The sequence below is a fragment of the Streptomyces flavochromogenes genome, from assembly GCF_000717595.1.
GTDB lineage: Bacteria > Actinomycetota > Actinomycetes > Streptomycetales > Streptomycetaceae > Streptomyces > Streptomyces flavochromogenes.
In genome coordinates this window covers 152,015-167,881 of record NZ_JNZO01000006.1, presented here as the reverse complement: position 1 = coordinate 167,881, position 15,867 = coordinate 152,015, and the positions used below count along the sequence as shown (strand labels likewise).

Annotated in this window: 17 protein-coding genes; 10 read left to right on the top strand and 7 right to left on the bottom strand. The window is 71.7% G+C overall.

What is annotated here, in order from left to right:
• Positions 1-6: 6 nt before the first annotated feature.
• Positions 7-933, top strand: coding sequence for a pseudouridine synthase (locus IF00_RS0108495; protein ID WP_030315919.1), 927 nt, complete (start codon positions 7-9; stop codon positions 931-933).
• Here the strand turns inward: IF00_RS0108495 and IF00_RS0108490 are convergent.
• From IF00_RS0108490 to IF00_RS0108475, 4 genes are all read right to left on the bottom strand, one after another.
• Positions 917-1,546, bottom strand: coding sequence for an MBL fold metallo-hydrolase (locus IF00_RS0108490; RefSeq protein WP_030315917.1), 630 nt, complete (start codon positions 1,544-1,546; stop codon positions 917-919). The two genes, IF00_RS0108495 and IF00_RS0108490, sit on opposite strands and share 17 nt — an antisense overlap.
• Positions 1,546-2,631, bottom strand: a complete 1,086-nt coding sequence (locus tag IF00_RS0108485; RefSeq protein ID WP_030315916.1) for an S-(hydroxymethyl)mycothiol dehydrogenase — start codon at positions 2,629-2,631, stop codon at positions 1,546-1,548. Before IF00_RS0108485 ends, IF00_RS0108490 begins: the two co-directional genes overlap by 1 nt.
• Positions 2,632-2,751: 120 nt before the next feature.
• Positions 2,752-4,209 (bottom strand): amino acid permease, encoded by a 1,458-nt coding sequence (locus tag IF00_RS0108480; RefSeq protein ID WP_030315914.1) that lies wholly within the window; start codon positions 4,207-4,209, stop codon positions 2,752-2,754.
• Between the two features lie 224 nt (positions 4,210-4,433).
• Entirely contained in the window at positions 4,434-5,135 is a 702-nt protein-coding gene (locus tag IF00_RS0108475) for a FadR/GntR family transcriptional regulator (RefSeq protein WP_030315912.1), read from the bottom strand.
• A 146-nt stretch (positions 5,136-5,281) separates the two neighbouring features.
• Between IF00_RS0108475 and IF00_RS0108470 the strand changes: the two genes are divergently transcribed.
• From IF00_RS0108470 to IF00_RS0108460, 3 genes are read left to right on the top strand one after another with little or no spacing between them, the layout of a single operon-like run.
• Positions 5,282-5,809 (top strand): gluconokinase, encoded by a 528-nt coding sequence (locus tag IF00_RS0108470; RefSeq protein ID WP_030315910.1) that lies wholly within the window; start codon positions 5,282-5,284, stop codon positions 5,807-5,809.
• 47 nt (positions 5,810-5,856) lie between these two features.
• Positions 5,857-7,254 (top strand): GntT/GntP/DsdX family permease, encoded by a 1,398-nt coding sequence (locus IF00_RS0108465; RefSeq protein WP_030315908.1) that lies wholly within the window; start codon positions 5,857-5,859, stop codon positions 7,252-7,254.
• A gap of 55 nt (positions 7,255-7,309) precedes the next feature.
• Positions 7,310-7,741, top strand: coding sequence for an ASCH domain-containing protein (locus IF00_RS0108460; protein ID WP_030315906.1), 432 nt, complete (start codon positions 7,310-7,312; stop codon positions 7,739-7,741).
• Between the two features lie 51 nt (positions 7,742-7,792).
• Here IF00_RS0108460 and IF00_RS0108455 read toward each other — a convergent pair whose 3' ends face one another.
• Positions 7,793-9,448, bottom strand: coding sequence for an FAD-binding dehydrogenase (locus IF00_RS0108455; RefSeq protein WP_030315904.1), 1,656 nt, complete (start codon positions 9,446-9,448; stop codon positions 7,793-7,795).
• Between the two features lie 105 nt (positions 9,449-9,553).
• Between IF00_RS0108455 and IF00_RS0108450 the strand changes: the two genes are divergently transcribed.
• The 5 genes from IF00_RS0108450 to IF00_RS0108430 all read left to right on the top strand — a co-directional run bounded on the left by IF00_RS0108450 (position 9,554) and on the right by IF00_RS0108430 (position 12,383).
• The gene (locus tag IF00_RS0108450; RefSeq protein WP_051819997.1) at positions 9,554-10,207 is read left to right on the top strand and encodes a TetR/AcrR family transcriptional regulator; all 654 of its coding nucleotides are present in this window, start codon (positions 9,554-9,556) and stop codon (positions 10,205-10,207) included.
• Positions 10,204-10,968 carry a glucose 1-dehydrogenase gene (locus IF00_RS0108445; protein ID WP_030315900.1) on the top strand — a complete coding sequence of 255 codons (765 nt, stop codon included), beginning with the start codon at positions 10,204-10,206 and terminating at the stop codon, positions 10,966-10,968. The genes IF00_RS0108450 and IF00_RS0108445 overlap by 4 nt, the downstream gene beginning before the upstream one ends.
• 57 nt (positions 10,969-11,025) lie before the next feature.
• Positions 11,026-11,559, top strand: coding sequence for an NUDIX hydrolase (locus IF00_RS0108440; protein ID WP_037637770.1), 534 nt, complete (start codon positions 11,026-11,028; stop codon positions 11,557-11,559).
• A gap of 105 nt (positions 11,560-11,664) precedes the next feature.
• A complete protein-coding gene (locus IF00_RS0108435; RefSeq protein WP_030315896.1) occupies positions 11,665-12,060 on the top strand; it encodes a YidH family protein in 396 nt (131 codons plus the stop codon).
• Positions 12,057-12,383, top strand: coding sequence for a DUF202 domain-containing protein (locus IF00_RS0108430; protein WP_030315895.1), 327 nt, complete (start codon positions 12,057-12,059; stop codon positions 12,381-12,383). The genes IF00_RS0108435 and IF00_RS0108430 overlap by 4 nt, the downstream gene beginning before the upstream one ends.
• 31 nt (positions 12,384-12,414) lie before the next feature.
• Here the strand turns inward: IF00_RS0108430 and IF00_RS0108425 are convergent, their stop codons facing one another.
• Entirely contained in the window at positions 12,415-13,344 is a 930-nt protein-coding gene (locus IF00_RS0108425) for an NADP-dependent oxidoreductase (protein WP_030315893.1), read from the bottom strand.
• Positions 13,345-13,439: 95 nt separating this feature from the next.
• Here IF00_RS0108425 and IF00_RS0108420 point away from each other — a divergent pair, with 95 nt between their 5' ends.
• Entirely contained in the window at positions 13,440-14,369 is a 930-nt protein-coding gene (locus tag IF00_RS0108420) for an MBL fold metallo-hydrolase (protein WP_030315891.1), read from the top strand.
• Positions 14,370-14,520: 151 nt separating this feature from the next.
• Here IF00_RS0108420 and IF00_RS0108415 read toward each other — a convergent pair whose 3' ends face one another.
• Complete coding sequence (locus tag IF00_RS0108415; protein WP_030315889.1) at positions 14,521-15,828, bottom strand: enolase C-terminal domain-like protein; 1,308 nt, start codon at positions 15,826-15,828, stop codon at positions 14,521-14,523.
• Positions 15,829-15,867: the final 39 nt, after the last annotated feature.

Below are 15,867 nucleotides of genomic sequence, written 5' to 3'. Positions count from 1 at the left end.
GGAGCCGTGAGACGGAGAGCGAAGGCGCCGGTCGCGCCGTTGCCGCAGCGGGACGGGATCGACCCCGTGCGCCTGCGGCTGCCCGAGGACCCGGACGGGGTCTGGGCGACCGTACGGGAGCACCTGCTCGACCGGTACGGGGTGGCCGTCGGGGCCGGGCGGGTCGAGGAGATGCTCGGTGAGGGCCGGTTCGTCGGGATCGACGGGCCGGTGGCCGGGGACGATCCGTACACCGTGGGCCGTTATCTCTGGTTCCACCGGGACTTTCCCGTGGAGGAGCCGGTGCCGTTCCCCATCGGGGTGGTGTACCGGGACGAGCGGATCGTCGTCGCGGACAAGCCGCACTTCCTCGCCACGATGCCCCGGGGGCGGCATGTCACGGAGACCGCGCTCGCGCGGCTGCGACGGGAGCTGGGGCTGCCGTCGTTGCAGCCCGCGCACCGGCTCGACCGCCTGACGGCGGGCCTCGTGCTCTGCGTCGTACGGCCGGAGGACCGGGGGGCGTACCAGACGCTGTTCCGGGACCGGCTGGTGCGCAAGGAGTACGAGGCGGTGGCGCCGTACGACCCGGTGGTGGAGCTGCCGGTGACGGTGCGGAGCCGGATCGAGAAGGAGCGCGGGGTGATGGCCGCCCGGGAGGTGCCGGGCGACCCGAACAGCGAGAGCCGGATCGCGCTCGTGGAGCGGCGGGGCGGCCTCGGGCGCTACCGGCTGGTGCCGGAGACCGGGCGGACGCATCAGCTGCGGGTGCACATGAACGCGCTGGGGCTGCCGATCCTGCACGATCCGATCTATCCGGTGGTCCGTGAGGACGGGCCGGAGGACTTCCGGCGTCCGCTGCAACTGCTGGCCCGGACGCTGGAGTTCACCGACCCGTTCACGGGTGCGCCGAGGCGCTTCGAGAGCCGGCTGGCTCTCAGTGGCCTCGGTTGAGCCACTCCTGGAGGTGCGGGGCCTCGGCGCCGATCGTGGTGCTGTCGCCGTGGCCGGTGCGGACCACCGTCTCCGGCGGGAGGGTGAGGAGCTTCTCGCGGATCGAGTCGACGATCGTCGGGAAGTCCGAGAAGGACCGGCCGGTGGCGCCGGGGCCGCCCTGGAAGAGGGTGTCGCCGGTGAAGACCGTGCCCAGGTCGGGGGCGTACAGGCAGATGCCCCCGGGGGCGTGACCGGGAGTGTGCAGGACCGTGAGGTCGGTGCCCGCGATGGTGAGGACCTGACCGTCGGCGAGTTCGCCGTCGGGGCTGTGGCCGGGGTGGGTCTGCTTCCACAGCGGCTGGTCGGCGGGGTGGAGCAGGATGCGGGCGCCGGTGGCGGCCGCGAGCGCCGGGGCCGCGTCGATGTGGTCGTTGTGGGCGTGGGTGCAGACGATGGCGCGCAGGGCGCGGCCGTCGAGCGCGGCGAGGATGGCCTCGGCGTCGTGGGCGGCGTCGATGACGATCGCCTCGCTGTCGTCGCCGACGATCCAGACGTTGTTGTCGACGTCCCAGGTGCCGCCGTCGAGGCTGAAGGTGCCGGAGGTGACGAGGTGGTCGATGCGGGCGGCCATCAGAACACCACCACCGAGCGCAGCACGTCGCCCTCGTGCATGCGGCCGAAGGCCTTCTCGACGTCGCCGAGACCGATGGTCTCGGTGACGAAGGCGGCGAGGTCGATGCGGCCCTGCTGGTGCAGGTCGACGAGCATCGGGAAGTCGCGGGAGGGCAGGCAGTCGCCGTACCAGGAGGACTTCAGCGCGCCGCCGCGGCCGAAGACGTCGAGGAGCGGGAGTTCGAGCTTCATCTCGGGGGTGGGGACGCCGACGAGGACGACGGTGCCGGCGAGGTCGCGGGCGTAGAAGGCCTGCCGGTAGGTCTCGGGGCGGCCGACGGCCTCGATGACGACGTCGGCGCCGAAGCCGCCGGTGAGCTCGCGGACGGCTTCGACGGGGTCGGTGGACCGGGAGTTGACGGTGTGGGTCGCCCCCATCGTCCTCGCCGTCTCCAGCTTCCGGTCGTCGATGTCGACGGCGATGATCTTCGCGGCTCCGGCGAGGCGGGAGCCGACGATCGCCGCGTCGCCGACGCCGCCGCAGCCGATGACGGCGACGGTGTCGCCCCGGCCGACGTTTCCGGTGTTGATGGCGGCGCCGATGCCGGCCATCACGCCGCAGCCGAGGAGGCCAGCGACCTCGGGGGCGACGGCGGGGTCGACCTTGGTGCACTGGCCGGAGGCGACGAGGGTCTTCTCGGCGAAGGCGCCGATGCCGAGGGCCGGGGACAGCTCCGTGCCGTCGAGCAGGGTCATCCGCTGCTTGGCGTTGTGGGTGTCGAAGCAGTACCAGGGGCGGCCGCGCAGACAGGCGCGGCACTGGCCGCACACCGCGCGCCAGTTGAGGATCACGAAGTCGCCGGGCTCGACGTCGGTGACGCCCTCGCCGACCGACTCGACGATTCCGGCGGCCTCGTGGCCGAGCAGGAAGGGGAACTCGTCGTTGATCGCGCCCTGCTTGTAGTGGAGATCGGTGTGGCAGACGCCACAGGCCTGGATCTTCACGACGGCCTCACCGGGGCCCGGATCGGGGATCACGATCGTCTCGACCCGTACCGGTTCGTTCCTGCCGGGGGCGATGACCCCCTGGACGTGCTGCGGCATCGCGAACTTCCCTTCCTCCGACCGGATCTTGTAAGGCTCTTGCGTACCACTATCTCCTGACAAAAGGCGAGACCCCCGCAGGCCGTGCCTGCGAGGGTCCCGCCGTTCCCGTGGGGGAGGTCAGTCGCGGTTCGCCGCGGCGGTCGTACGGACCCGCTTGCGGACGAGGAACCAGCCGCCGACGAGGGCCGCCGCGATGAGCGGCAGGCAGTTGACGGTGGTGCGGCTGATGCCGCCGTCCATCCACATGAGGACGAGGACGGAACCGAGGAAGACGAGGGTCACGATCTGGGTGTACGGGGCCCAGGGCAGGTTGTAGCCGGGGCGGGTCAGCCTGCCCGCCTGGGCGCTGCGCCAGAACAGGAGCGAGCAGACCATGATCATGGCCCAGGTGCCGATGATGCCGATGGAGGCGAAGTTGAGGACCAGTTCGAAGGCCTCGCCGGGCATCACGTAGTTGAGCGCGACACCCATGACACCGAAGGCGGCGGTGAGCAGGATGCCGCCGTAGGGGACGCCGCCCTTGTTCATGACGCCGGTGAACTTCGGCGCGGAGCCGGAGAGCGACATGGAGCGCAGGATGCGGCCGGTGGAGTAGAGGCCCGAGTTGAGGCTGGAGAGCGCGGCCGTGAGGACGACCAGGTTCATCACGCCGGCGGCGCCGGGGATGCCCAGCTTGTCGAAGACGGTGACGAAGGGGCTCTGGTCGCCGGAGTACGCGGTGTACGGGAGGATCAGCGCGAGCAGGACGACGGAGCCGACGTAGAAGAGGCCCACGCGCCACATGATCGAGTTGATCGCCTTCGGCATGATCTTCTCGGGGTTCTCGGTCTCACCGGCGGCGACGCCGCACAGCTCGACGGAGGCATAGGCGAAGACGACGCCCTGGATGAGCAGCAGCATCGGCATCATGCCGTTGGGGAAGATGCCGCCGTTGTCGGTGATGTTGGAGAGGCCGGGAGTACTGCCGCCGACGTCGTGCGAGGTCACGACGAGGAAGATGCCGATCAGCATGAAGGCGACGAGGGCGCCGACCTTGATGATCGCGAACCAGAACTCCATCTCGCCGAAGTACTTCACGGAGATGAGGTTGGCGGCGAGGACGACCGCGAGGGCGATCAGCGCGAGGATCCACTGGGGGACGTCGCTGAACATCGACCAGAAGTGGGCGTAGGTCGCGGCCGCGGTGATGTCGGCGACGGCGGTGGTCGACCAGTTGAGGAAGTACAGCCAGCCGGCCGTGTAGGCGCCCTTCTCGCCCATGAACTCACGGGCGTAGGAGACGAAGGCGCCGGACGAGGGGCGGTAGAGCACGAGCTCGCCGAGGGCACGCACGACGAAGAAGGCGAAGACGCCACAGACCGCGTACGCGATGAAGAGGGAGGGGCCCGCCTGGGACATCCGTCCGCCCGCGCCCAGGAAGAGGCCGGTGCCGATCGCGCCGCCGATGGCGATCATGTTGATGTGGCGGGACTTGAGGTCCTTGCGGTATCCGGCGTCGCCGGCGTCGACGTGGGGGGCGGCCGGGTTCGCCGTGGGGGCGGACAGCGGGTCGGCCGCGATGACGCGGTCACTCATGGAGTTGTTCGCCTTCGTGAGGGGGCTGTGCGGTACCCGGCCGTGCCTGGTGGGGGGGGTCACCCCGGCACGGCCAGCGCACATCCTCACGGCAAGCAGCGGTAACTGACTGTGGCGCATGTCACTGAACGCCCATATTTGAGCTAGTTCAGAGCTTGCATCCGCTTTACCTGAGGTTTACGGCGTGGTTTGCGGGTGTTCCGCCGCGGAGCTCGTCGCGAGCCCTATGGAGCGAGGACGTCCAGTTCCTGGAGGGCGCCGACCGCGATCTGGCGGGTGAGCTCCTCGGCGCGGGCCGCGTCCCGTTCCCGTACGGCCTCGGCGACCTGGACATGGAGGGTGACGGCGGCCGGGTCGGGATCCTCGAACATCACGTGGTGGTGGGTGCGGCCGGTGAGGACCTCGGCGACGACGTCGCCGAGGCGGGCGAACATCTCGTTCCCGGAGGCGTTGAGCACGACCCGGTGGAAGGCGATGTCGTGGACGAGGTACTCCTCCAGGCGCCGGCCGCGCGAGGTGGCGACCATGCCGAGGGCGTGCTCGGTGAGCTCGCGGCACTGGTCCGGGGTGGCGTTCTCGGCGGCCAGGCCGGCGGCGACGGGCTCGACGGCCGAGCGGAGCACGGTGAGCGAGCGGAGCTGGCGGGGGCGGTCGGAGCCGGCCAGGCGCCAGCGGATGACCTGGGGGTCGTAGACGTTCCAGCCGGCGATGGGGAGGACGGTCACGCCGACGCGGCGGCGGGACTCGACGAGGTGCATGGACTCCAGGACGCGGACGACCTCGCGGACCACGGTCCGGGACACGTCGAAGCGCTGGGCGAGTTCGTCGGAGCGCAGCACCGTGCCGGGCGGGTACTCCCCCGCGGTGATCGCGAGACCCAGGGCGGCGAGGACGTGCGAGTGAAGCCCCTGAGCCGGTGTCGTCATGGTGGCAAGCCTATGCGGGCTCGCACGGATGATCACGTCGGGATTAAAAGTACGACTTTTACATCACAGTCTCTTGAATACGTCGTACCCAATGGGTTTCATGGGCGCGACGGATCGATGTCGAAGAAGACAGCGAGGCACCACCCATGAGCACCACCCCCCAGCCCAGGACGAGGACGGTCGTCGTCGTGATGGGCGTCGCCGGGACCGGCAAGACCACGATCGGCCCGCTGGTCGCCGAAGCCCTCGGCCTTCCCTACGCCGAGGGCGACGACTTCCATCCGGCGGCGAACGTGGCCAAGATGTCGGCCGGCATCCCCCTGGACGACAGCGACCGCGAGCCCTGGCTGGACGCCATCGGCGTCTGGGCGCACGACCGGGCCGGGCTCGGCGGTGTGGTGAGCAGCTCCGCGCTGAAGCGCAGCTACCGGGACCGGCTCCGCGCCGCGGCCCCCGGTGTGGTCTTCCTTCATCTGACCGGTGACCGGGAGCTGATCGAGCAGCGCATGGGGGCCCGCAAGGGCCACTTCATGCCGACGGCGCTCCTCGACTCCCAGTTCGCCACCCTGCAGCCGCTGCAGGAGGACGAGGCCGGCGTCGCCGTCGACGTCTCCGGCACCCCCGAGGAGATCTCCGCCCGGGCCGCCGCCGCGCTGCGCGGCCTCGCCGGCTGATCCCCGCCCCCGTCCCCCGTTCCCCCGCTCGTACGAAGGACACCAGCGTGACCAGTCTCAGCGTCGAGATCCTGGCAGCGGATGCCGCCGAACCGATCACCTCGGCAGGCAACGCCCAGCTCGGCATCGCCGTACTCGCCGGCATCGCCGTCATCGTCGTGCTCATCACCAAGTTCAAGCTGCACGCGTTCCTGGCGCTGACCATCGGGTCGCTCGCTCTCGGCGCGTTCGCCGGTGCTCCGCTCGCGGACACCATCAAGTCGTTCACCACCGGCCTCGGCAACACCGTCGCCGGCGTGGGCGTCCTGATCGCCCTCGGCGCGATCCTCGGCAAACTGCTCGCGGACTCGGGCGGCGCCGACCAGATCGTCGACACCATCCTGGCGAAGGCGAGCGGCCGGGCGATGCCCTGGGCCATGGTCCTGATCGCCTCGGTGATCGGCCTGCCGCTCTTCTTCGAGGTCGGCATCGTGCTGCTGATCCCGGTGGTGCTGCTCGTCGCCAAGCGCGGCAACTACTCCCTGATGCGGATCGGCATCCCCGCCCTCGCCGGACTGTCCGTCATGCACGGCCTCATCCCGCCGCACCCCGGCCCGCTCGTCGCGATCGACGCGGTCGGCGCCAACCTGGGCGTCACCCTGGCCCTCGGTCTCGTCGTCGCGATACCGACCGTGATCATCGCCGGTCCTGTGTTCTCCCGGTACGCGGCCCGGTGGGTCGACATCCCGGCCCCCGAGAACATGATTCCGGTGCGTCCCTCCGAGGGCCTGGAGAAGCGACCCGGCTTCGGCATCACCGTCGCGACCGTGATGCTGCCCGTCGTCCTCATGCTGGTGAAGGCGCTCGTCGACATCGTCGTGGACGACCCGGAGAACGGCGTCCAGAAGGTCACCGACGTCATCGGCTCCCCGCTCATCGCGCTGCTCGCGGCCGTCATCGTCGGCATGTTCACCCTGGGCCGCGCGGCCGGCTTCACCAAGGAGCGGCTGTCCACGACCGTCGAGAAGTCCCTCGCCCCGATCGCGGGCGTGCTGCTGATCGTCGGCGCGGGCGGCGGCTTCAAGCAGACGCTGATCGACATCGGCGTCGGCCAGATGATCCTGGAATTCTCCGAGAACTGGTCCATTCCGGCTCTGCTGCTGGCCTGGCTGATCGCCGTCGCGATCCGGCTGGCGACGGGCTCCGCGACGGTGGCGACGATCTCTGCGGCGGGCCTCGTGGCTCCGCTGGCGGAGGGCATGTCCACGAGCGAGACGGCGCTGCTCGTCCTCGCGATCGGCGCGGGTTCGCTCTTCTTCAGCCACGTCAACGACGCCGGGTTCTGGCTGGTGAAGGAGTACTTCGGGATGACCGTCGGCCAGACGATCAAGACCTGGTCGGTGATGGAGACGATCATCTCGGTCGTCGGCATCGGGTTCGTGCTGCTGCTGTCGCTGGTGTTGTAGCCCGGCGCTTCCGACACGCCTCCGAGGGCCGGTCGTGGCTGACAGACTGTCGGCCATGACCGGCCCTCACGCGCTCAAGCCCTTCCTCCTCGCCTTCCCGGGACCCCTGCGGGACCGGCTCGTCGCGGCGGTCCTCTCCGGCGAGAAGGTCGCCACGACGGGGCTCCTCGTGGAGTACGAGGTCGAGAACGAGGAGCTGCCGGAGGCGGGGGAGCGCTCGGCGCTCATCGACTCGGACGGTCGCGAGGTGGCGGTCGTGGAGATCACGGAGGTCGAGGTCCTTCCCCTGGGCGCGGCGGACCTGCGGCTCGCGCTCGACGAGGGCGAGGGCTTCCTGTCGGTCGCGGACTGGCGGGAGGCGCACGAACGTTTCTGGCACAGCGCGGAGATGCGGGAGGGGCTGGGAGACCCCGGGTTCGTGGTGGACGACGCGACGATGGTGGTGGTGGAGCGGTTCAGGGTGGTGGAGACGCGCCCCCAGGGGTGAGCGGTACGCGTTCCGTCACTCCGTCACCCCGCGCCGGCGGGGTGCCGTTCGTCAGCTCACCGCCCTGGCCGCCGCCCTGCCCGCCGCGCGGCCCGAGAAGATGCAGCCGCCGAGGAACGTGCCCTCCAGGGAGCGGTAGCCGTGGACTCCGCCGCCGCCGAAGCCGGCCGCCTCGCCCGCCGCGTACACGCCCTCCAGGGGTTCGCCGCCCTCGGTGAGGACGCGGGAGTCGAGGTCGGTCTCCAGTCCGCCGAGGGACTTGCGGGTCAGGATGTTGAGGCGGACGGCGATCAGCGGGCCCGCCTTGGGGTCGAGGATGCGGTGCGGGCCGGCCGTGCGGATCAGCTTGTCGCCCAGGTACTTGCGGGCACCGCGGATCGCCGTGACCTGGAGGTCCTTGGTGAAGGGGTTGGCGATCTCGCGGTCGCGGGCGGTGATCTCCCGGCGGAGGGCCTCCTCGTCGATGAGGGGCTCGTCGGTGAGCGCGTTCATGCCCCGGACGAGGGCGGAGAGGTCGTTCTCGACGACGAAGTCGACGCCCTTGTCCATGAACGCCTGGACCGGGCCCGGCACATCGGCGCGGGCGCGGCCGATCACGTCGCGGACGGACTTGCCGGTGAGGTCGGGGTTCTGCTCGGAGCCGGAGAGGGCGAACTCCTTGCCGATGATCCGCTTGTCGAGGACGAACCAGGTGTGGTCGTGGCCGGTCCGCATGATGTGTTCGAGGGTGCCGAGGGTGTCGAAGCCGGGGAAGAGCGGGACGGGCAGCCGCTTGCCGGTCGCGTCCAGCCACAGCGAGGACGGTCCGGGGAGGATGCGGATGCCGTGCTTGGCCCAGATGGGGTTCCAGTTCTCGATGCCCTCGGTGTAGTGCCACATCCGGTCGCGGTTGATGTGGTGGGCGCCGGCCTTCTCGGCGATGCCGAGCATCAGGCCGTCGACGTGGGCGGGGACGCCGGAGAGCAGCTTGGCGGGCGGGGTGCCCAGGCGTTCGGGCCACTGGGCGCGGACGAGCTCGTGGTTGCCGCCGATGCCGCCGGAGGTGACGATCACCGCCTGGGCGCGCAGTTCGAAGGCGCCGGTGGCCGTGCGGGTGCTCGCGGCGCCGCGCTCGGCGGTGGAGGGTTCCAGGATCTCGCCGGTGACGGTGTCGACGGCTCCGGCGGTGCGGCCCAGGGCGGTGACCCGGTGGCGGAAGCGGAGCTGGACGAGGCCGCGGGCGACGCCCTCGCGGACCTTCCGCTCGAAGGGGGCGACGAGGCCGGGGCCGGTACCCCAGGTGATGTGGAAGCGGGGGACGGAGTTGCCGTGGCCGTTGGCGTCGTAGCCGCCGCGCTCGGCCCAGCCGACGACGGGGAAGAACCGCACCCCGCGCGCGTGGAGCCAGGAGCGCTTCTCGCCGGCGGCGAAGTCGACGTACGCCTCGGCCCACTTCTTCGGCCAGTGGTCCTCGGTCCGGTCGAAGCCGGCGGTGCCGTACCAGTCCTGGAGGGCGAGGGCATGGCTGTCCTTGACGCGCATCCTGCGCTGTTCGGGCGAGTCGACGAGGAAGAGACCGCCGAAGGACCAGTGGGCCTGGCCGCCGAGGGACTGTTCGGGTTCCTGGTCGAGGAGGATCACGGTGCGGCCGGCGTCGACCAGCTCGGCGGTGGCGACGAGGCCGGCGAGGCCCGCCCCGATCACGATCACATCTGCGTCGTAGGACATGGACCGCATCTTGGATACACGGATGTATCGAGTCAACCTTTTCGCCGTTCCGTCGTGACGCACACCTCCCTCCCGTTTTCTAATGCCGAGCATTAATATGAGTGCATGGCGAGGACATCGGGGCCCGAGACCCGGGACAGACTGATCCGCGCGGCGGAGGAACTCTTCGCCGCCCAAGGCGTCCACGGCGCGCAGCTGCGGGACATCGTGAGCCGCGCGGGGCAGGCCAACCCCTCCGCCGTGCAGTACCACTTCGGCTCGCGCGCCGGGCTGCTCGACGCCGTGATGGCCGGCCGGCAGGCTCGTACGGAGGGCGTGCTCGCCCCGCTGCTCGCGGCCGCCCCCGACGAGACGCACGCCCTGGTCGGCGCCCTCGTCACGGCCGAGGCCAGTGAGCTGCGCACCGACCGGGGCCGCCGCTGCCTGCGGATCTCCGCGCAGCTCAGCCACGAGAGCGGTGTCCGCACCCGGACCCCCCATCCCACGCTCGCCGGCACCGGCTACTGGCGTCTGATCGAGCGGATCGCGGACCGGCTCGCCGCCGACGGCCTGCCCGAGCCCCTGCTCCTGGAGCGCCTCGACCTGGCGCTGACCGTGGTGGGCGCGGCGATGGCCGACCGGGCGCGGCAGTACCTCGACGGCACCGAACCCCTCACCGGTGAGGCGCTCTTCCTCGCCGACCTGGTCGAGACCACCACCGCCCTGCTGCATGCCGCGCAGCCGGAGCAGGCGCACCTCCCCCGAAAGGACCTTTCATGAACGACCTCACCGGCAGGACCGTCCTCATCACCGGCGGTGCCCGCGGTCTGGGCGCGGAGGCCGCCCGGCAGGCGGTCGCGGCCGGCGCGAACGTCGTCGTCACCGATGTGCTCGACGAGGAGGGCAGGGCGACCGCCGAGGCGCTCGGCGAGCGGGCGCGGTACCTCCACCACGACGTGACCTCCGAGGAGGAGTGGGCGGCGGCCGTCGCGTACGCCGTGGCGGAGTTCGGCGGGCTGCACGGCCTGGTGAACAACGCGGGCGTCTCCACGGGCGCGTTCCTGGAGACCGAGTCCGTCGAGCACTTCCGCAAGGTCCTCGACATCAACCTGACCGGTGTCTTCATCGGCATGAAGGCCGCGATACCGGCGATGAGGGCGGTCGGCGGCGGCTCCATCGTCAACATCTCGTCGGCGGCGGGCCTGATGGGCCTGGCGCTGACCGCCGGATACGGCGCCTCCAAGTGGGGCGTGCGCGGGCTGACGAAGATCGGCGCGGTGGAGCTCGGCACGGCGGGGATCCGCGTCAACTCGGTCCACCCGGGCATGACGTACACCCCGATGACGGCCTCCGTGGGCATCGAGCGCGGCGAGGGCAGGTACCCGAACACGCCGATGGGCCGGGTCGGGGAGGCCGACGAGATCGCCGGCGCGGTCGTCTTCCTGCTGTCGGACGCCGCCTCGTACGTGACGGGCGCGGAGCTGGCGGTGGACGGCGGCTGGACCACCGGGCCGACGGTCAAGTACGTCATGGGGCAGTGACCCGCGTACGTCGTGGGGCAGTGACCCGCGGCCCAGGCGGTTTGCTTGGATGGCGGGATGAGCGCCGCTGAAGAGATTCTCGATGTCGTCGACGAGCACGACCGGGTGATCGGGCAGGCCCCGCGCGGTGAGGTGTACGCGCGCGGACTGATCCATCGCTGCGTCTTCATCCGGGTCCGGGACGCCGAGGGCCGGATCTTCGTGCACCGCAGGACGCCGACCAAGCTGGTCTTCCCGTCGATGTACGACATGTTCGTCGGCGGGGTCGTCGGCGCCGGCGAGTCCTACGACGAGGCCGCGCTGCGCGAGGCCGAGGAGGAGCTGGGGGTGCGGGGCCTGCCCCGGCCCGAGCCCGTCCTGACGTTCTTGTACGACTCCGCGGGCGTGGCCGGCAAGTGGTGGTCGGCGGTCTACGAGGTGCGGTGCGACCTGCCGGTGAACCCGCAGGTGGAGGAGGTCGCCTGGCACTCCTTCCTGACGGAGGAGGAACTGGCGGCGCGGCTCGGTGAATGGGCGTGGGTGCCGGACGGGCTCGCGGCGTACGAGCGGCTGCGGGAGCACGGGGGCGGCGGGGTGCGGCCGGCGGGCTGATCACTCGCGCGGGCCGGGCCCGGTGGGGCACGGGCCGTGCCCGACCGGTGGCGGCGGGCCCGAGGGCACCCGGCGGGCCCCTCAAGCGAACGTTAGGGTGCGCGTGTGAGCGATTTCGTACAGAGCCTGCGGCTGTGGTTCGCACCGCAGCGGATCCGGGACGAGGGAGAGACCCCCGACTACCGGTTCTCCCTCGCCAACGAGCGGACCTTCCTGGCCTGGATCCGGACCGCGCTCGCCCTGGTCGGTGGCGGTTTCGCCGTCGACCAGTTCCTGCCGGACCTGCGCTGGGGCGTCCGGGTCGGGCTCGCGCTCGCGCTGCTCGCGGCCGGGGTGCTGTGCGCGCTGCGGGCGGTGAACCACTGGGTGCGCTGCGAGCGGGCGATGCGGCGCGGCGAGGACCTTCCGGGGTCCCGCTTCCCGGCGGTGCTGAGTCTGGTCGTGGCGGTGGTGGCGGTCGCGATGGTCGTGGTCGTGCTCTTCGGCTGGGCGGGGCGGTGACGGAGACCGCCTCCGGGATCGACGCGCGTGATCCCGGGCTCCAGCCGGAACGGACCCGGCTCGCGTGGCGGCGGACGACCCTGTCGTGCACGGTGGTGGCGGTGCTCGCCGTCAAGCTGGCCGTGAGCGACGAGATCACGGCCGTGGGGATCACCGGGCTCGCGCTGTCGGCGCTCGTGTGGATCGGGTTCCTGGCCGTCGCCCACCGCCGGATCCGCGCTCTCAGCCCGGCCCGGCCGCAGCCCCTCTCCCACCGGGGCGCGCTGCTCGCGGCCTGCTGCACGATCGCGCTCGCCGTCTGCGGGGCGGCGATGATCTGGTGAGCCGGCCGGCCGGAGCACCGCCGGGGAGGCCTCAGGGGACGGTGACGACGACCTTGCCGTTCAGGCCGCCCGCGGCGTTGGCGCGCTGGGCGTCCGCCGCCTGCTCCAGGGGGAACGCCCTGGCCACCCGTACGGACAGCACGCCGTCGTCGACCAGGTCCGCGAGGGCCGCGAGGTCGACGGGATCGGGGCGGACCCAGAAGTAGCGGCCGCCGAGGGCGAGGACCTCGCCGTCGGCGATGGAGGCGAGCCGGCCGCCGGCCGCCAGCAGCCCGGCGGAGATCCGCAGGAACGGTCCGCCGATGGTGTCGAGGACGGCGTCGACGCCCTGCGGGGCGAGGGTGCGGACCTGGTCGGCGAAGGTCGCCTCGTCGTAGACGACCGGTTCGGCGCCGAGCTCCGCGACCCGCTCCAGGCCGGCCTCCCGCGCCGCGCCGATCACCCGGCAACCGAGGTGGCGGGCGATCTGCACCCCCATGGAGCCGACCCCGCCGGCCGCCGCGTGCACGAGGACGGTGTCGCCGGGGCCGACCGCGAGGGGCTGGTGGAGCGCCTGGTAGGCGGTGAGACCGACGAGCGGCAGGGCGGCGGACTCCTCGAAGCCGACCGAGCGCGGCTTGCGGGCGAGGGTACGGACGGGGGCGGCGACGTACTCCGCGAACGTGCCCCGGGAGAGGAAGTCCTCGCGGACGTAGCCCATGACCTCGTCGCCCTCGGCGAACTCGGTGACGGAGACCCCGGGCCGGACGACGACACCGGAGACGTCCCACCCGGGGATCACGGGGAAGACCGCGTCCATCATCCCGTCGAGGTACCCGGCCTGGCACTTCCAGTCGACCGGATTGACCGCGGCCGCCCGCACCCTGACCAGCACCGCGTCGGGGCCGATCTTGGGGTCGGGCAGCTCGCCGTACTCCAGGACCTCGGGGCCGCCGTACCGGCGGTAGCTGATCGCCTTCATACTCCGACCCTCGATGCAGCACTGTCGGCCCGCAAGCCGGGGAGACTCTTCCCTGTCCGATCGGGCCCTCACGCCTCTCAACCGGGGGAATCCCTATGTCTGCCACCGACTCCTACGACGCCTACGCTCCCCACGTGGTCACGCTCGCGCCGAACGTCCACGCCTTCCTCCAGCCCGACGGCGGCTGGTGCCTGAACAACGCCGGCTTCCTCGGCGACGCGCGCGAGACGCTGCTCGTCGACACCGCCGCCACCGAACGCCGGGCGCGGCTGCTCCGGGAGGCGGTCCTCGCGGCGGGTCTTCCCCTGCCGGGGACGATCGTCTCCACCCACCACCACGGCGACCACACCTACGGCAACGGGGTGTTCCTGCCGGAGGCGCGGATCGTCGGCCACGAGAACTGCCGGAGGGAGCAGCTCGCGGCCGGGCACCAGCTCCATCTGCTGTGGCCGCAGACCGACTTCGGGAAGATCGACATCGTGGCGCCGTCCGTCACGTACCACGAGCGCATGACGCTGTACGTCGGCGGGATCGAGGTGCGGGTGATCCATCCGGGGCCCGCGCACACCACGGGCGACTCGATCGTGCACCTCCCCGAGCAGGGCATCGTCTTCACCGGTGACCTGGTCTTCCACGGCGGGACGCCCTTCCTGCCGATGGGTTCGCTGGCCGGGTCGCTGCGGGCGCTCGACCTGCTGCGCTCGCTGGACGCGCCGACGGTGGTCCCGGGGCACGGCCGGGTGACCGACCCCTCGGCGTACGACGCGACCGAGCGGTATCTGCGCTGGGTGCGGGAGATCGCGGCGGAGGGGTACGCCAAGGGGGCGACGCCCCTGGAGACGGCGCGGCGGGCGGAGCTCGGCGAGTTCGCCGCGTGGCGGGAGAGCGAGCGCCTGGTCGCCAACCTGCACCGGGCCCATGCCGAGCTGGCCGGCCTGCCGGAGGCGTCGCCGCTCGACCCGGTGGCGGTCTTCGGCGACATGGCGGCGATGAACGGCGGGGTGCCGGTGGCCTGCCACGCGTAGCCGGTGGCGGACGGCGGCCCGGTGCGAGGCCGCATGGTGCGGGAGGGAGCGAGGGGCGCAAGCGCCCGCGAGGGCGCCGTCCCTTGCGCCCACCCTCCCCCGGACTCCGGGGGGGGCGCCCGCACCCCGCGGGACCATCGCCCACGAGCGACTACCAACGGCGGGGCCGCCACTCGGGGTTCGCCGCATGCATCGCCGCCGCGTCGTCGCGGTCCCGCAGGGTGCCGTCGTCGTCGAGCCAGCGGCGGTGCAGGGCGGCGAGCGCGTCCCGGTCGAGGTCGACGCCGAGACCGGGCGCATCGGAGACGGTGAGCCGCCCGTCCCGGAAGACGGGGCGGGTGGTGACGACGTCCTCGGTCTGCCACGGGTAGTGGGTGTCGCAGGCGTGGTGGAGTTCGGGCAGGGTGGCGGCGACCTGGGTCATGGCGGCGAGGCTGATGCCCAGATGGGTGTTGGAGTGCATGGAGAGGCCGACACCGTACGTCCGGCAGAGCGCGGCGAGTTCGCGGGTGCGCCCGAGGCCGCCCCAGTAGTGGTGGTCGCAGAGGACGATCCGTACCGCCCCCTTCGCGAAGGCCTCCGGGATCTCCTGGACGGTGGTCACGCACATGTTGGTGGCGAGCGGGACCTCGGTGCCGGCGGCGACCTCGGCCATCGCGTCGGTGCCGCTCGCCGGGTCCTCCAGGTACTCCAGCACGTCCTTGAGTTCGCGCGCGACGGAGAGGGAGGTCTCCACGGACCAGGCGCCGTTGGGGTCGAGGCGGAGCGGACGGCCGGGGAACTCCTCCGCCAGCGCTCGGATCGCCGCCATCTCCTGCTCCGGCGGGAACACCCCGCCCTTGAGCTTGAAGGACCGGAAGCCGTGGGCGCGGTCGAAGCGGCGGGCCTGGGCGACGATGCCGGCGGGGTCCAGGGCCGCGCCCCAGTCGTCGACGGGGCCGCCGGCGGGGTGGGCGGCCCAGCGGTAGAAGAGGTAGGCGCTGTACTCGACGGAGTCGCGGACCTTGCCGCCGAGGAGGGCGTGGACGGGCAGGCCGAGGGTCTTGCCGAGGGCGTCGAGGCACGCGGTCTCGAAGGCGGAGACCACGGAGAGGCGGAGCTTGTCGGCGGTACGGACGCCGCGCAGACCGCCCGCGTCGACGCCGGCTTCGGAGGCGCCTTCGTCGCCGGAGCCGGAGCCGGAGCGGGGACCCGGATCGGTGGCCTCCGCAAGCGCGAAGAGATCATTCACATCCGTGACCGCCCGTCCCGGGAGCGCCTCGGCCAGCGGGCGCGCCAGGTCCAGGTAGACACCGTCGCCGTACGTCTCCCCCAGACCGCTCACACCGCCCCGGGTGATCACCTCGACCACGAGGCGGGGCGTGTACGGCTGGTGAACCCCCTGGACGTTGAGGAGAGGCGGGTCGGAGATGAGGATCGGGGTCAGCCGGACTTCGTCGACGATCAGCTTCGCATCCATATGTGAACCCTATTCATGGACAGGACCGGTGGCCAGAGG